This window comes from Acidovorax sp. SRB_24 (assembly GCF_012931925.1).
In genome coordinates, this window is record NZ_MWOM01000006.1 from 63,696 (window position 1) to 79,359 (window position 15,664).

The 15,664-nt window shown below is 66.3% G+C and carries 15 protein-coding genes and 2 pseudogenes; 11 read left to right on the forward strand and 6 right to left on the reverse strand.

What is annotated here, in order from left to right; genetic code table 11:
• Positions 1-118 precede the first annotated feature (118 nt).
• Positions 119-330, forward strand: a pseudogene (locus B2J89_RS03415) (transposase); the annotation flags it as partial.
• Positions 331-374: 44 nt separating this feature from the next.
• Here the strand turns inward: B2J89_RS03415 and B2J89_RS22460 are convergent.
• A pseudogene (locus B2J89_RS22460) lies at positions 375-1,350 on the reverse strand (SGNH hydrolase domain-containing protein).
• 94 nt (positions 1,351-1,444) lie between these two features.
• Positions 1,445-2,242 (reverse strand): acyltransferase, encoded by a 798-nt coding sequence (locus B2J89_RS22465; RefSeq protein ID WP_205763685.1) that lies wholly within the window; start codon positions 2,240-2,242, stop codon positions 1,445-1,447.
• Positions 2,243-2,573: 331 nt separating this feature from the next.
• Between B2J89_RS22465 and B2J89_RS03425 the strand changes: the two genes are divergently transcribed.
• The 5 genes from B2J89_RS03425 to B2J89_RS03445 all read left to right on the forward strand — a co-directional run bounded on the left by B2J89_RS03425 (position 2,574) and on the right by B2J89_RS03445 (position 6,853).
• Complete coding sequence (locus B2J89_RS03425; protein WP_169167827.1) at positions 2,574-3,365, forward strand: SDR family oxidoreductase; 792 nt, start codon at positions 2,574-2,576, stop codon at positions 3,363-3,365.
• Between the two features lie 52 nt (positions 3,366-3,417).
• The gene (locus B2J89_RS03430; protein WP_169167828.1) at positions 3,418-3,849 is read left to right on the forward strand and encodes a PaaI family thioesterase; all 432 of its coding nucleotides are present in this window, start codon (positions 3,418-3,420) and stop codon (positions 3,847-3,849) included.
• An 84-nt stretch (positions 3,850-3,933) separates the two neighbouring features.
• Positions 3,934-4,950 carry an NADP-dependent oxidoreductase gene (locus B2J89_RS03435; RefSeq protein WP_169167829.1) on the forward strand — a complete coding sequence of 339 codons (1,017 nt, stop codon included), beginning with the start codon at positions 3,934-3,936 and terminating at the stop codon, positions 4,948-4,950.
• A gap of 65 nt (positions 4,951-5,015) precedes the next feature.
• A complete protein-coding gene (locus B2J89_RS03440) occupies positions 5,016-5,951 on the forward strand; it encodes a glutathione S-transferase family protein (RefSeq protein ID WP_169167830.1) in 936 nt (311 codons plus the stop codon).
• On the forward strand, positions 5,948-6,853 hold the full coding sequence (locus B2J89_RS03445) for an SDR family oxidoreductase (RefSeq protein ID WP_169167831.1): 906 nt from the start codon (positions 5,948-5,950) through the stop codon (positions 6,851-6,853). The genes B2J89_RS03440 and B2J89_RS03445 overlap by 4 nt, the downstream gene beginning before the upstream one ends.
• 27 nt (positions 6,854-6,880) lie before the next feature.
• Here the strand turns inward: B2J89_RS03445 and B2J89_RS03450 are convergent, their stop codons facing one another.
• Genes B2J89_RS03450 through B2J89_RS03460 form a run of 3 tightly spaced genes read right to left on the reverse strand, consistent with a single transcriptional unit; the run spans position 6,881 to position 8,959 of the window.
• Positions 6,881-7,861, reverse strand: a complete 981-nt coding sequence (locus tag B2J89_RS03450; protein WP_169167832.1) for an NAD(P)H-hydrate dehydratase — start codon at positions 7,859-7,861, stop codon at positions 6,881-6,883.
• A 43-nt stretch (positions 7,862-7,904) separates the two neighbouring features.
• Entirely contained in the window at positions 7,905-8,675 is a 771-nt protein-coding gene (locus tag B2J89_RS03455) for a histidine phosphatase family protein (RefSeq protein ID WP_169167833.1), read from the reverse strand.
• Between the two features lie 14 nt (positions 8,676-8,689).
• Positions 8,690-8,959, reverse strand: coding sequence for a hypothetical protein (locus tag B2J89_RS03460; RefSeq protein ID WP_169167834.1), 270 nt, complete (start codon positions 8,957-8,959; stop codon positions 8,690-8,692).
• Between the two features lie 268 nt (positions 8,960-9,227).
• Between B2J89_RS03460 and B2J89_RS03465 the strand changes: the two genes are divergently transcribed.
• A complete protein-coding gene (locus B2J89_RS03465; protein ID WP_240964714.1) occupies positions 9,228-9,890 on the forward strand; it encodes a methylated-DNA--[protein]-cysteine S-methyltransferase in 663 nt (220 codons plus the stop codon).
• Here B2J89_RS03465 and B2J89_RS03470 read toward each other — a convergent pair.
• Entirely contained in the window at positions 9,808-10,833 is a 1,026-nt protein-coding gene (locus B2J89_RS03470) for a DUF72 domain-containing protein (protein ID WP_169167835.1), read from the reverse strand. The genes B2J89_RS03465 and B2J89_RS03470 overlap by 83 nt on opposite strands.
• Positions 10,834-10,926: 93 nt before the next feature.
• Here B2J89_RS03470 and B2J89_RS03475 point away from each other — a divergent pair, with 93 nt between their 5' ends.
• The 4 genes from B2J89_RS03475 (at position 10,927) to B2J89_RS03490 (ending at position 15,609) form a co-directional block, all read left to right on the forward strand.
• The gene (locus tag B2J89_RS03475) at positions 10,927-12,138 is read left to right on the forward strand and encodes a multidrug effflux MFS transporter (RefSeq protein ID WP_169167836.1); all 1,212 of its coding nucleotides are present in this window, start codon (positions 10,927-10,929) and stop codon (positions 12,136-12,138) included.
• Positions 12,138-13,532 carry an MFS transporter gene (locus B2J89_RS03480; RefSeq protein ID WP_169167837.1) on the forward strand — a complete coding sequence of 465 codons (1,395 nt, stop codon included), beginning with the start codon at positions 12,138-12,140 and terminating at the stop codon, positions 13,530-13,532. The genes B2J89_RS03475 and B2J89_RS03480 overlap by 1 nt, the downstream gene beginning before the upstream one ends.
• A gap of 365 nt (positions 13,533-13,897) precedes the next feature.
• Positions 13,898-14,689 carry a response regulator transcription factor gene (locus tag B2J89_RS03485; protein WP_169167838.1) on the forward strand — a complete coding sequence of 264 codons (792 nt, stop codon included), beginning with the start codon at positions 13,898-13,900 and terminating at the stop codon, positions 14,687-14,689.
• 23 nt (positions 14,690-14,712) lie between these two features.
• Positions 14,713-15,609, forward strand: coding sequence for a sensor histidine kinase (locus B2J89_RS03490; protein ID WP_169167839.1), 897 nt, complete (start codon positions 14,713-14,715; stop codon positions 15,607-15,609).
• Positions 15,610-15,664 lie beyond the last annotated feature (55 nt).

Here is a 15,664-nt window from a genome sequence, read left to right on the forward strand (position 1 = left end):
GTCAAGCATCCTGCGCTTTCGGCATCTGCTGGAGCGCCATAAGCTGGCTGAGCAAATCCTGGCCACGGGGTCTGCGCCGCGCGCTGGCAAGGACACACCCGTGGACGCACTGATCGATCAACTGGAGCGCACCAGAGCTGGCATTCGAGTCAAGGTGGAACACCCGTTTCGGGTGCTCCAGCAGTACTTCGAGTACGTGAAAGTGCGCTACCGGGGCTGAAGAAGAACACGGCGCAGATCGTCACGCTGTTTGCGCTGTCCAACCTGTGGATGGCCAGGCAAAAAATTACTGGCTGCGGGACAGGTGCGTGTGCAGGGAGCGTAAGGCTCACCAAACCGGGGAATCGTGCAGAGCGCCCCTGGGTCAGGGTTTATCAATGTAATGCTTTCTTGATATAAGAGTATTTTTTTGACAGTAAAAAGTTTGCTGCGGCGGCTTTTGATCCATAAATGCTTATATGTGCTCCTTCTAAGCTGAAAGGTAAATTTTCATTGGTTAAATCGGAAGGTTTTCCGTCGGAATTAAAAATTGAATCTCTGTCTATAAATAAAACATTGGTGTAATTTTTTGAAAACCCCTCTAAAATTTCGTTCGCCTTGAGCGAATTTTTGTCTCTTTGGTTTGTGGCTTTTGGGATGTCAAATTTGCCATCAAACCACATGCTTTTTTTATAGTATTTCATGATGTCGTTTTCAAAATGCTTTGGGCTCGCCATCAAGATAACAATTCGTACCTTCGGTGCGAGCTTGTCTATTAATTGCAGAACCCCATCCATTTTTTTTTTGTTCTAAAACGCTGCCCCAGCTTCCGCCTAAAATGGCAAAATCGTAATTTGAAATATTCTCAATCAAATATTTTCTGTTATAAAAACACTGCTTCAGTGCCCGACTGCTGGTTTTTCCAGTGAATTCCTCATTCATGCTCGGAAAACACCAGTTTGTTGTGATGGCATTGATGCTTGCATTCAGTTCGTTGGCGGTTTTGTCCCAGAAGGGTTCGTATTGTCCAGCAAAAGAATCTCCGAATAAAATGCCTTTTACGTTTGACGACTTTTTTCCGAGCCAGCAATTTACGCCGTCAGCGCCGACTTTTAAATAGCCTAGGTTGTCAATGCTGTAGAAGCACCAGCCGTTGTCAATTCTGGGTAGTTCTATTTCCGTAAGCGCAAGAGATTTAGGAAGGCGATTTGGATATCCTTCGTTAAAATTCCCTATTAATCCAAAAGAAAGAAATAAGGAGCTGCCTAAAGCGCTGTATAGAAATATTTTTCTGCGGCTGAAATTGTGTTTGTTCCTGAGAGGTATTTCAATATATTTCCAAGTGAAATAGGCCAGCCCTAAGGTAAGCATCGCCAATACAGTAAAAAGTAGTTTGCTGGGTTCGGTTAGGCTTCTGTGGCGTGCAAAGGCGAACAACGGCTGATGCCATAGATAGGCACTGTAGCTAATCAACCCGACTCCGACAAGTAGTTTGTGGCTTAGTATTTTTCCGATTGAAGCTGGGAAATGGGGTTTCGTTGTTGAATTTAAATATTGCGTATATAAGCAGCAGGATGCCGAGCAGACTGCCGAATTCACTGAATATTCTGTTTGGATGAAAGCGATTTTTTCCTGTTGAGTAGATTGCCAAGAGGGCGCCAATTAGCAGCTCCCATCCGCGTGTCGGTAAAAGATAAAATGCAGCGGAGGGATTGAAAATTGATCCCCATTGTGCGAGCGCCAGACTTAGAAAGGCAAGAGTTGCAAGTATGGCAAAAACCCAATTTTTGCCTAATTTCCAAATTGCCACGAAGAAAATTGGAAATAAAAAATAGTATTGTTCCTCAATTGCCAAACTCCACGTATGAAGTAGCGGCTTCAATTCGGCTGCGGTCTCGAAATAGCCGCTGGTACGCCAAAATAAAATATTTGAAATATAATCAGAAACGGCCATCAAGCTTTGTGAGAAACTAATCATGTCTTCTGGCAGCAGCCATGCCCACGTAAAGGGCAAGCAAACGACAAGGACTGTGAGGAGTGCTGGCAATATCCGCCTGGCTCTGCGTTCGTAAAAATTGATGAGACTGAACGTGCCCGTTTTCTTCTCGGCGAGTATGATTGAAGTAATCAAATATCCACTGATTACAAAGAATACGTCGACGCCAACGAAACCGCCGCTGAATAATTGAAAGCCAGCATGAAAAACTATGACAGGGAGAACTGCTATTGCACGGAGTCCGTCTACTTCAGGTCTATATTTCATAGGGTGCTCGCATACATGTTAAGGATGGCTGATCTTCAATCGAAGCAAGTACAAAAGAGATGTTCCCTTCCGGTCATCCCATCATTACGAAAGGTTTTATACAATTTTGGAATTGAAGAGGCGAGAGCAGGAGGAAGAAATATTAAAAAAGCGCGATGTCCATCACCACTGGCCAAAATGTTTTCCTGGGTGTCTCGGCACCAATCGCCCAGGTGACACGCTGCGCCATTGCGCCATCGCACAATCGGCTGCCACACAGCAAGCGCTAGGCCGGCCATTGGGCATGGGCTCATTGACGACATGCATCTAACCTGCTCCAGGAGACCACGACATGACCCGCACCATCCAGCAATTGTTCGACCTCAGCGGCAAGACCGCGCTGGTCACCGGCGGCTCGCGCGGCCTGGGGCTGCAGATCGCGCACGCGCTGGGCGAGGCGGGCGCGCGCATCATGCTCAGCTCGCGCAAGGCGTCCGACCTGGAAGAGGCCACGGCGCAACTGCAGGACGCGGGCATCGATGCGCGCTGGATCGCCGCCGACTGCGCCCAGGAGGCCGACATCCACCGCCTGGCCGACGAGACGATGCAGCGCATGGGCGACGTGGACATCCTGGTCAACAACGCCGGCGCCACCTGGGGCGCGCCCGCCGAGGACCACCCGGTCGAGGCCTGGGACAAGGTCATGAACCTCAATGTGCGCGGCTATTTCATCCTCAGCCAGCACATCGCCAAGCGCAGCATGATCGGGCGGCGCAGCGGCAGCATCATCAACGTGGCGTCCATCGCCGGCCTGGGCGGCAACCCCGGCGGCATGAAGACCATTGCCTACAACACGTCCAAGGGCGCGGTGATCAACTTCACGCGCGCGCTGGCCGCCGAATGGGGCCGGTACGGCATCCGCGTCAATGCCATCTGCCCGGGCTTCTTTCCAAGCAAGATGACGGTGGGCACGCTCAAGGCCATGGGCGAGGAGGCGCTGGCGGCCCATGCGCCGCTGGGCCGGCTGGGCGACGACGAGGACTTGAAGGGCCTGTGCGCGCTGTACGCGTCCGATGCGGGCAAGCACATCACCGGCCAGTGGCTGGCGGTGGACGGCGGCGTGAGTGTGGTCACCGGTGGCTGAGCGCTGCGGCTTGGGTATGCTGCGCGCTCTTCTTTGAACCTTGGAGCGAACCGTGTTGAAATTTGGTGCAGAAATTCCTTTTGTCAGCCACCTGGGCTTTACGCTGCACCGCATGGACGGCGGCCATTCCGAGCTGCACTACGAAGCGCAGCCCCAGCACCTGAATTCGTTTGCCGTGACCCACGGCGGCGCCTCCATGACGCTGCTCGACGTGGCCATGGCGACTGCGGCGCGCAGCGACACGCCCGACTTTGGCGTCGTCACGATCGAGATGAAAACCACGTTCATGCAGCCCGCGCGCGGCCCCCTCGTGGCCAAGGGCCGGCTCCTCCACCGCACCGCGTCGATGGCGTTTGTCGAAGGCACGGTGGTCGACGCCGAAGGCCGCCTGTGCAGCCATTCCACCGGCACCTTCAAATATGTGCGCCGCCGTGCGGAAGAGGGCGCGGGGGTGGCCGCCCCGGCAGTCCTGTCCACCGACTGATCCGAAAAACAGGTCATATGGGCCTCCAGCGCTTACTGGGTAAGCGCTGGAAGCTATCAAATTTGCAACCCACAGGAGACCACCATGCCCCGCAACCAGCAAATCCTGCTCGACAACCGCCCCCAGGGCGAGGCCACGGCCGCCAACTTCAAGCTGGTGGCCAGCGACACGCCGGCGCTGCAAGACGGCGAGGTGCTGGTGCGCCACCACTACCTGAGCCTGGACCCCTACATGCGCGGGCGCATGAACGACAGCAAGAGCTACGCCCAGCCGCAGCCGCTGGGCGAGGTGATGCAGGGCGGCACCGCGGGCGAGGTGGTCGAGAGCCACCACCCCAAGTACGCCGTGGGCGACAAGGTGGTGGGTTTTGGCGGCTGGCAGGAATACAGCGTGGTCAATGCCACGCAGCCCGGTGCCCTGAAGAAGGTGGACACCACGCAGGTGCCGCTGTCCGCCTACCTGGGCGCTGTCGGCATGCCGGGCGTGACGGCCTGGTACGGCCTGGTGAAGATCATCGCGCCCAAGGCCGGCGACACTGTGGTCGTCAGCGCCGCCAGTGGCGCGGTGGGCAGCGCCTTTGCCGCGCTGGCCAAGGCGCGCGGCTGCCGCGTGGTGGGCATTGCCGGGGGCGTGGACAAGTGCCGCTATGCCGTCGAAGAGCTGCACTTCGACGCCTGCCTCGACTACAAGGAGCACACCGACACCCCGGCCATGGCCAAGGCGCTCAAGGAAGCCTGCCCGAACGGCATCGACGGCTACTTCGAGAACGTCGGCGGCTGGATCATGGACGCCGTCATGCTGCGCATGAACGCCTTTGGCCGCATCGCGCTGTGCGGCATGATCGCCGGCTACGACGGCGCGCCGCTGCCCATGGCCAACCCGGCGCTGATCCTCATCAACCGCATGAAGATCGAAGGCTTCATCGTCAGCGAGCACATGGAGGTCTGGCCCGAGGCCCTGATCGAGCTGGGCACGCTGGTGGCCACCGGCAAGCTGCGCCCGCGCGAGAGCATTGCGCAGGGCCTTGCCGCCGCGCCCGAGGCGTTCCTGGGCCTGCTCAAGGGCCGCAACTTCGGCAAGCAGCTCGTCAAGCTGGTCTGAGCGGCCGTGCGCCCCGGCGCTGGCCGCCCGACCTGAACCCGTAAGCACGTTCTCACGGAGGCACCATGACCGCTCTGATCCTGCACCACTACCCGTCGTCCCCGTTCTCTGAAAAGATCCGGCGCGCGCTGGCCTACAAGCAGTTGCCCTGGAAGTCGGTGATCGTGCCCAGCATCCTGCCCAAGCCCGACGTGCAGGCGCTCACGGGCGGCTACCGCAAGACGCCCATCCTGCAGGTCGGCGCCGACATCTACTGCGACACGGCCCTGATCTGCGACGTGCTGGAGCACCAGCAGGCCGAGCCCGTGCTGTACCCGCCGCACCTCAAGGGCGTGGCGCGCGTGTTCGCGCAGTGGGCCGACACCACGCTGTTCTCGGCCGCCATGGCCTACAGCCTGCAGCCGCGCGGCGCGGCCGCCCTGTTCGCCCACCTGCCCGACGGTGCGGCGCAGGCCTTTGGCGCGGACCGCGGCGCCATGGCGGCCGGCATGCCGCGCCCGCGCCCGCAGGACGCCACCGCCGCCTACCGCTCGTACCTGCGGCGCATTGCGCACATGGCCGAGGAGCACGACTTTTTGTTCGGCGCCGAGCCGTGCCTGGCCGACTTCGCCGCCTACCATCCGCTGTGGTTCACGCGCACCTGCGTGCCGGTGATGGCCGACATCTTCGCCGCCACGCCGGCCGTGTCCGAGTGGATGGACCGCGTGGCCGCGCTGGGCATGGTGCGCATGGAGAAGTTCAGCAGCGAGGATGCCATCACCGTCGCCGCGGGCGCCGAGCCGCTGCCGCTGGTGGGCGACGTGTTCCAGGACGAGCACGGCATCGCGCTGGGCTCGGCCGTGAGCATCGCGGCCGAGAGCTTTGGCACCGAGCCCACCCACGGCGAGCTGCTGGCCGCCACGCGCACGCGCTACACGCTGCGCCGCCAGGACCCGCGCGTGGGCACCGTGCACGTGCACTTCCCGCGCATTGGCTACACCCTCCGAAAGGCAGAGACATGATCGACCACTTCCACGGCAAGACGGCGGTGCTCACGGGCGCGGGCTCGGGCTTCGGGCTCGAATGCGCGCGCATCGGCGCGCGCCTGGGCATGAACCTGGTGCTGGTCGATGTGCAGCAGGACGCGCTGGACGCCGGGGCCGCCGAGATGCAGGCCGCAGGCTGCCAGGTGCTGGCGCGCCGCGTCGACGTATCGAACGCCGCGCAGATGGAGCAGCTGGCCGCCGACGTGCAGCAGCGCTTTGGCGCGCCGCACCTGGTGTTCAACAACGCCGGCGTGGGCGCGGGCGGCCTGGTGTGGGAGAACTCGGTCAAGGACTGGGAATGGGTGCTGGGCGTGAACCTGTGGGGCGTGATCCACGGCGTGCGCCTGTTCACGCCGATGATGCTGGCCGCCGCCCGGGCCGACCCGCAGTGGCGCGGCCACATCGTCAACACCGCCAGCATGGCGGGCCTGCTGGCGCCGCCGAACATGGGCATCTACAACGTCAGCAAGCACGCCGTGGTGAGCCTCACCGAGACGCTGTACCAGGACCTGGCGCTGGTGACGGACCAGGTGGGCGCCAGCGTGCTGTGCCCGTTCTTCGTCGCCACCGGCATCAACGACAGCCAGCGCAACCGCCCTGGCGAGTTGGCCGCAAGCAAGCCCACGCAGAGCCAGCTCATCGGCCAGGCCATGATCGGCAAGGCGGTGACCTCGGGCAAGGTGACGGCGGCGGAGGTGGCGCAAAAAGTGTTCGACGCTGCCGCCGCCAACCGGTTCTACATCTACAGCCACCCCAAGGCCATCGGCTCGGTGCAGACGCGGCTCGAAGACATCCTGCAGGCGCGCAATCCGACCGACCCGTTTGCCGACAAGCCCGAGCTGGGCGCGCAGCTGCGCACGGCGCTGCGCGCGGCTTGAACGGGCCTCGTGCGGGGGCGGCCGCCGTCAGGGCTCCCGTGGGCTCCCGCGTCCGCCTGCGGGGACCCTGCCCATCGCATGGATCAGCGCCGGCACCTGGGCCGAGAGTTCGCGCGCGAGGTAACCCAGCGGTCCGTGCGCCTGCGCCAGCGCCCGCCCGGCGCGCGAGTGCAGCAGCACCCCCCAGGCGCAGGCCTGCAGCGGCGGCGAGCCGCGCGCGGCCAGCCCGCCGATCAGCCCCGCCAGCGTGTCGCCCGAGCCCGAAGTGGCCAGCCCCGGCGTGCCGCCGTCAAAGCGCCAGGCGCGGCCGTCGGGTTGCGCGATGAAGGTGGTCGCTCCCTTGAGCGCCACGCAGGCGTTCCAGCGCTGCGCGGCCGCGCGCGCCGCAGCCAGCATGTCGGCCACGACGGCGTCCTTGCTCAAACCGGTCAGGTGCGCCATCTCGCCCGCGTGCGGCGTCATCACCACGCTCTGCGCGAACGGACCGTCCTGCGCCACCGCCATCGCGCAGGCGTCCAGCACCACCGTGCTGGCGCGGAACAGCGGCAGCAGGGCGCGCACAAAGGGCGCGCTGCGGGCTTCGTCCTGCATGCCCGGCCCCAGCACCAGCGCGCTCACGCGCTCGGCCAGGGGCTCGAGCAGCGCGCAGCCGCTGGCCGCAAAACCGCCACCGCGCGTTTCCTTGAGGCCGATCACGCGCGACTCGGGAACGGCCAGCGCCAAGCCCTGCGCAATGCTTTCGGGCGCGGCGATCGTGAGCTTGCCCGCGCCCGCGCGCAGCGCTGCGGTGGCGGCCAGCAGCGCTGCGCCGGGGATCTCCGGGCTGCCGGCCACGATCAGCACGTGGCCGCGCATTTCCTTGTCGGCCTGCTGACCGGGATCGGGCAGCGGCCAGCGCGCCAGCAGGGCCTCGGTCAGCAGCCGGGGGCGCGCAAGGGCGCGCGCGCCGCCCTCCGCTGCGTTCGCATCGGTGGGTTCGGCTGTAGCGCGGGACAGGGAGCGGGCCATGGACAGCCTCTGGACAGGGGCGGCGGAGCGTCGCGGGGGCGCTTCAGGGTTTGGGCGCGGCGGGCGCGTCGGGCGCGCGTGTCACCAGCGTGGCCGCGTCGTGCAGCGGCGCGAGGAAATTCACCAGGTCCAGTTGCATCACGGTGTCGGCGTCGTTGCGCTTTTCGGCGCGGTACGAGGTCACGGCGCAGTTGGGCACGTCGCCCTGGCGGTCGATGCCGAGGATTTGCTGCTCGTCCATGTGTTCGAGCAGATAGCGCATGCAGTTGACGATGACCTGGTGCGCCACCACCAGCACGCGCAGGTCGGCGTATTCGCGCGTCACCATCTCGAGCAGGCTGCGCAGGCGCAGGATCACATCGCACCAGCTCTCGCCACCGGGCGGGCGGAAATAGAACTTGCCGACGTGCGCGCGCTGCGCATCGAGCTGCGGGTGCTGCTGCTGGATGCCGTGGCGCGTGAGCCGGTCGAGAATGCCAAATTCCTTCTCGCGCAGGCGCTCGTCCAGGCGCAGCTTGGCGTCGGCGCCGCCGAGCAGCTGGCTGTGCTCGGCCACCGCGCGGGCGGTCTGCTGGGCGCGCAGGTAGGGCGAGCACAGGATCACCTCGGGCTGGTGCTCGCGCGCCTGGCGCGCAAACCACTGGCCCAGCGCACGCGACTGGGCGTGGCCCAGGTCCGACAGCGGCACGTCGATGTCGCGCCACGCCAGGTCGATCATCGGCAGCCCGCCCGCCTCGGCGGCGTCGCGCGCGACGTTGCCGGCGCTCTCGCCGTGGCGCACGATCCAGAGGGTGCGCGGCCAGTTCGTGGGCATGGGCGGGGCTGCGCTCAGCGCGCGCGCTGGGCCAGCAGGTCGCGCACGCGGTCGGTCGGCGTGGGGGCCCGCTTGCCCAGCGGCCCGTCACGCCCGGTGGCGGCGCGCGCGAGCAGCGCGGTGCCCAGCGTGCGCCCCAGCATGCGGCCGACCAGCGAGCGCGAACGCCCGGCGCGGCGCATCACTAGAAGGCCCGCGCCCAGCGCCAGCGAGTGCTCGCCCGGAAAGCCGGGGCGGCGTTCGTCCCAGCGTTGAAGGTCCTTGAGCTTGTCGGAAATTTTCATGGTGGTAGCGCCGGTGCGCAAAAAGGGCGGACGATGGAGGAATGGAACAGACGGGTGCGGCTTGTGGTGGCGTGTTCGATCTTGCAGCGCCGCTGGGGCGCCGCGCTGTAAGACGCGTCTTCACATCGCGTGCTCTGCGTCCTACAGGCCTGGCGCACGGCACTGGCGCAGGCGCTGGCGCAGGCGCTGGCGGAACGACAAAATGTGGATGAAAAGTGGCCTCAACGCATGTGTGAGCAACGTTGATGGCTATGAAAAGGAGAGCAAATTGCAGCAAGCGCCACTCTGGCACAGCCCGAACCATGGCGGTGGCTGGGCCTTTTTTGCCACCGCCGTGGGCCAGTGCGCGGTGGCCTGGGGCCCGCACGGCATCGTGGCCCTGCAGCTGCCCGAGGCCACGGCCGCGGCCACGCGGGCGCGCCTGCTGCGCGCCGCGGGCGCATTGCCCGAGGCGGCGCCGCCACCGCCCGTGGCCGCGGCCATCGACACGATCGCCGCATTCCTGGACGGTCGTGCACCCGCGATGGACGGCGTGCTGCTGGACATGCGCGGCGTGACGGATTTCCAGCGCCGCGTCTATGCGCTGGCGCTGCGCATCGCGCCCGGTCAGACCAGCACCTATGGCGAACTGGCGGCGCAGCTCGGCGGGCGCCACCTGGCGCGCGCCGTCGGGCAGGCGCTCGGGCACAACCCGTTCGCGCCCGTCGTGCCCTGCCACCGCGTGCTGGCGGCCGGCGGGCGCGCGGGTGGCTTCTCGGCCGAAGGCGGCACGGCCACCAAGCTGCGGTTGCTGCAGATCGAAGGCGCGCGTTTCGGCGCGCAGCCAGGGCTCTTCGACGCCGGGCCGGTCAGCGCGGCGACTGCGCCACCAGCTGCGCCAGCGCGCGCACCGACAGCGGGGCGCAGCCCTCGGCCTGGTTGGCGACGGTGACGAAAGCGTTCTGTCCGGCCCCGGTGATGCCGGCAATCGTGCGTGCCAGCAGCGCGCGGGTTTCGGGGTCGGGGTCGACGATCTTGTCGTAGGGGCTGTACACGGCCTGCGCCTCTTCGTAGCCGTACGCGCCATGCAGCGGGTTGAGGTTCCAGCGGCACACCAGCGGACCCGGCCAGAGCGCGCGCAGCAGCGGCAACTGTGCTTCCAGGCGCGGCATCTTGGCGTGCAGGCCCAGGCAGTAGGTGGCGCCGGCCTCGCGCAGCACGGCGGCGAACTCCGGCGTCAGGCACTCGGGGTCGCGCACCTCCACGGCCAGCACGCCGTCGGGTGCCGTGGGGGCCAGCCCGGGCTGGGCCAGCAGCATGGCGCGCAGGCGCCGCAGCAGCGCGGGCCAGCGGTCCCGTTGCGCCAGCGGCAGCGGGCTGAGCTGGAACACCAGCGCGCCGACCTTGGCGCCCAGGCCGTCGAGCGCGGGCTGCACGAATTCGCGCAGGGCCAGGTCGGGGTCGAGGAAGGCCGTGTTCGCTTGGCGCCCGCGGCCGTCTTCGCCGCGCACCAGCGCATCGGTGACCAGGCTCGGGGCCTTGACGACGAAGCGGAAGTCTGCCGGCACCTGTGCGGCGTAATGCCCGTACTGGCTGGCCGTGAGCGGCCGGTAGAAGCTGCGGTCGATGCTCACGCAGCGCAGCAGCGGGTGCTGCGCGTAGGCCGCCAGCCCGTGCTTGGACAACACGGCATCGGGGTAGTCGCCATCCCAGACCAAGCCATTCCAGCCGGGGTAGGCCCAGGACGAGGTGCCCAGCCGCAGCTGCGGTGGCAGCGCCGCCGCCAGCGCAGCGAGCGCCGCGTCGGCAGGCGCGGCACGCACCTGCTCAGGGGCGCGTTTGCGCGGTGGCACAGGCGCCGGGAGGGGCGGCGCGCCGAACAAATCGTCTTGCATGGCGGGGCCTGTTGGGGCGGCGTGGAGGCCAAGATGGTAGCGAAGAAGCGACCGCCGAGCAGCATTGGCCCAGCTTGGCGACAATCGGACGCTATGCTTTTTTCCCGTTTTCTCAAAATCGCCCTGATCCTGGGCCTGCTTTCGGCCATCGGCCCGTTTGCCATCGACATGTACCTGCCGGCGCTGCCGGCCATCGGCCAGAGCCTGGGCGCCGAGGTGGGCGCCGTGCAGTGGAGCCTGACGGCGTTCTTCCTGGCGCTGGGCACCGGCCAGCTGTTCTACGGTCCCGTCTCCGACATGCTGGGGCGCAAGCCGCCGCTGTACTTTGGCCTGGGCCTGTTCACCGTGGCCAGCGTGGGCTGCGCGCTCACGACGAACATCGAAACCCTGGTGGCGCTGCGCTTTGTGCAGGGCCTGGGCGCGGCGGCCGGCATGGCCATTCCGCGCGCCGTGGTGCGCGACCTGCACACCGGCAACGAGGCCGCGCGCCTGATGTCGCTGCTGATGCTGGTGTTCAGCGTCTCGCCGATCCTGGCGCCGCTCGCAGGCAGCGGTGTGATCGCCGTGACCGGTTGGCGCGGCGTGTTCTGGGCGGTGGCCCTGGCCGCCGTGGCCGGTCTGGTGCTGGTGTACGCCGTGCTGAAGGAAACCCGTCCCGCCAGCGCGCGGGTGGAAAGCAGCCTGGGCGGCGCGCTGCGTGCCTACGGCCTGCTGCTGCGCGATGCGCATTACCTGGGCCTGGTGTTCATTGGCGGCTGCGCCATGGCCGGCTTCTTCGTGTACTTGGCGAGCTCGCCGTTCGTGCTCATCAACCACTACGGGCTCACGCCCACGCAGTACAGCCTCGCGTTCTCGCTCAACGCGATCGCCTTCATCGGCGCCTCGCAGTTCACGGCCGCGTTGGGTGCGCGCTTCGGGCTCGTGCGCGTGGTCAAGGGGGCGGCCAGCGCCTCGGGCGCGGTCATGCTGGCGTTGCTGGGCTACTACCTGGCGGGAGGCGACCGGCTGGGCGTGCTGATCGCGCTGTATTTCGTCGCCAGCGCCTTCATGGGGCTGGTGATTCCCACGACGTCGGTGCTGGCGCTGGAGGAGCACGGTGCCATTGCCGGCACGGCCTCGGCGCTGCTGGGCACGCTGCAAATGCTGACCGGCGCGGCCGCGATGGGCATCGTCGGCCTGTTTGCCAACGGCCAGCCGCTGCCGATGGTGGTGGGCATGGCCAGCGGCGCCCTGGTGGGTGTGGCGCTGACCTGGCTCACGCTCGGCGGCGCGCGCGCGGGCCGGCTGCACGGGTGCCACGCCTGATGGCCGGCACCGACGCGCCGCACGACGGCCTGCCCGAGCCGGCGCGCAGCCGGGCCATGCTGGTCATCATCCTGGGTCTGACGGTGGCCGTGCTCGACGGCAGCATCGTCAACCTGGCGCTGCCGGGCATCGCGCGCGAACTCAACGCCAGCGCCGCGCACTCGATCTGGGTGGTCAATGCTTACCAGATCGCCACCCTGGTCATGCTGCTGCCGCTGGCCTCGCTCGGCGACCGCATCGGCTACCGGCGCGTGTACTTGGTCGGCATGGCGCTGTTTGCGCTGTCGTCGGTGGGCGCCATGCTGGCGAACTCGCTGGGCACGCTGATTGCGGCGCGCACCGTGCAGGGCCTGGGCGCGGCCGGCATCATGAGCGTGAACGCGGCCATGGTGCGCCTGATTTACCCGCGCGCGCTGCTGGGGCGCGGCATGGCGATCAATTCCATGGTGGTGGCGATCTCTTCGGTAGCCGGGCCTTCGGTCGCGGCGGGCATCCTGTCGGTCGCCTCGTGGCCGTGGCTGTTCGCGCTCAACCTGCCGCTGGGCGCATTCACCCTGTGGCTGGGGCGGCGCGCGCTGCCGCGCAACCCGGTGCTGGACACGGGCCCGCGCAACTCCATGGTCGACATTGCGCTGAATGTGCTGATGTTCACGCTGATCTTCCTGGGCGCCGAACGCCTGGGCGTGCGCCATGGCGACACGCCCGGTGCGGCCTCGCCGCTGCCCTGGGCCCTGCTGGCGGCGGGCGTGCTGGTGGGCTGGGTCTATCTGCGCCGCCAGTGGCACATGGCCACACCGCTGTTCCCGATCGATCTGTTGCGCATTCCGGTGTTTGCGCTGTCCATGGGGTCGTCGGTGGGCGCGTTTTGCGCGCAGATGCTGGCCTACCTGGCGCTGCCCTTTCTGTTGCTGGACAGCTTTGGCCGCTCCCCGCTGCAGGCGGGCCTGCTGATCACGGCCTGGCCGCTGGGCATCGTGGTCGTGGCGCCGCTGGCAGGCCGGCTGATTGGGCGCTATGCCGACGGGCTGCTGGGCGGCATCGGCATGGGCGTGTTTGCCAGCGGCCTGCTGCTGCTGGCGGCGCTGCCCGCCGACCCGTCGAACGCCAACATGGTCTGGCGCCTGGCGCTGTGCGGGGCCGGGTTTGCGCTGTTCCAGTCGCCCAACAACCACACCATCGTCACGTCGGCACCCCTGCACCGCAGCGGCGCCGCCAGCGGCATGCTGGGTTCGGCGCGGCTGACGGGGCAGACGCTGGGCGCCGTCCTGCTGGCCACCATCTTCACGGTCTGGCCGCCCAGCGACGGTGTGGGCGAGGTCGTGGCGCTGCTTTTGGCCGCGGGCTTTGCGGCGCTGGCGGGGGTGTGCAGCTCGCTGCGGTTGCGCAGCCACTGAGGCGTGCCCGGCGCCGGGCCAGCCCGTAGGGTGTGCAGATTTGGCATGAAAATGGCCGCAATGCCACGCCCCACGGGCGTCGTCAGCTATCTTTTTTGCATTTCGCAGACGGTGGCTTGGGTGCTGAAGCCGCTACCTCGCGCGGCGCGTGCGGGCCGAACATACCAGCGCCGACACAGAAGTCTGGACAGCAACACAAACCCTGGGTAAAAAGCGGTAGTGCCAAGAAGTAATGTCTGAAACCTGCGCCGCGTGCCGCGTGGTGCCTGGTGGCACGCCGCTGTTGCTGTTGGTGGCATTTTTGCCCGAAAAACCATGTGCACGTGGGCCCTGGGCACAGGGTACTGCGGCACGCTGGAGGTCTTATGGTCGCAGTCCACGCCTTGCCCGACAGTGCGCTCCCTTCCGGCGCGCCGGCACCGGAGACCGAGGAAGACGCCAACTTCGGCGTCTACAACGCGCCGCCATCGGTGTGGCCGCATTTCCTGGTCGGGCAGGCCGAACGCCCCGTGCGCGTGCTGATCGTGGACGACGACGCCCACATCCGGCGCGTGATGGCGCAGGAACTCATGGCCGACCCGCGCACCATGGTGGTGGGCCAGGCCACCAACGTGCGCGAGGGGCGCCGGGCCATCAAGCAGCACGATTTCGATGTGATGCTCGTCGACCTGCACCTGGGCGATGGCGAGGGCTTCGAGCTGCTCGACTACATGAAGACGGTGCGCCCCGCGGCCGAGGCGGTGGTCGTGTCCGTCACGGAAAGCGAGGAGCAGGTGCTGCGCGCCTTCGAGCTCGGCGCCACGGGCTTTCTGCTCAAGAACTCCTGGTTCGGCAACTACCCGCAGGCGGTGCTGCAGGTGGCCAACGGGGGCGCTTCGATCACGCCCACGCTGGCGCGCCGCCTGTTGCAGCGCTTTGATTCGTCCCATACCGGCGCGGCCCGAACGCCAGCGCCGCCAGAGTTCGAGCAGCTCTCCGAGCGGGAAAAAGAAGTGCTGCGCATGGTGGCCAGCGGCCACACCAGCACCGAAATTGGCGCGCAACTGCAGATCAGCGGCATGACCGTGAACACACATGTGCGCAACATCTACCGCAAGTTCCAGGTGCGCACGCGCGCGCAGGCGGTGCGCTTTGCCTCGCTGCGGGGCCTGTTTTAGCGCCAGAGCCGTGGCAGCCCGCCATGTTCCGCTACCGCCCCCCGGTCTTTGCACTGGCCTGCGTGGCCCTGTGGCTGCTGCAGCTGCTGTTTTTGCCCATGGCTTTGGGCTGGTTTGCCGGAGAGCGCTTTGGGCAGTGGGTGGTCTTGGGCGCGACGGTGCTGCTCGGGGCGCTGCTGCTGGTGCAGCTGCCGCGCGTGCTGCGCTGGCGCCCGCGGCGCAGTGCGCGGCCCTCGCCCGAGCTGCAGGCCGAGCGCCAGCGCATCGCCCAGACCCTGCACGACAGCGTGGGCTCGCAGCTCGTGGGCGCCATGGCACTGCTCGACGCGGCGCAGCCCGCACAGCAACACGCCTTGCACAGCCTGGAGCAGTGCCTGCTGGAGCTGCGCGTGGTCGTCGACTCGATGGACAGCACCGATGAGGCGCTGCCCGACCGGCTGGCCCGGCTGCGCCACCGCTTCCAACCGGTGCTGGAACACCGCGGGATCGCGATGGACTGGAGCGTGCAGGAGGCGGGCAGCGGCGCCGTGCTGGGCGGTGCCGCGGCACAGCAGTTGGCCCTGATCGTGCAGGAGGCCCTGAGCAACACGCTGCAGCACGCGCACGCCACGCGCGTCAGCGTGTCGTGGGGTCCGGCGTCCTCCGGCAACGCCTGGCTGTTGCAGGTCAGCGACAACGGCCGCGGACTGGCCTGGGCGGACGGCGCCGCTCCGCCGGGCGGCGGCAAGGGACTGGCCGGCATGCGTTCGCGCGCGCAACAGGCGGGCGGGCGCTTGCAGGTGGGGCCGTCGGCGCAGGGCGGGGTGTGGATTGGCGTCGAAGTGCCCTGCGTTGCCGCGCTGCCGGGTGCGGCAGGCCCGGGCGCGCTGCCGGGGCGGCGCAAAAAATGGCTGGACCGCCACCTGTTTTCGGCCAAATAGGTTTTTTGCTATGCTAGGGTTGCGGTATTTGCTATTGAAAAAGTAGCAATTTGCG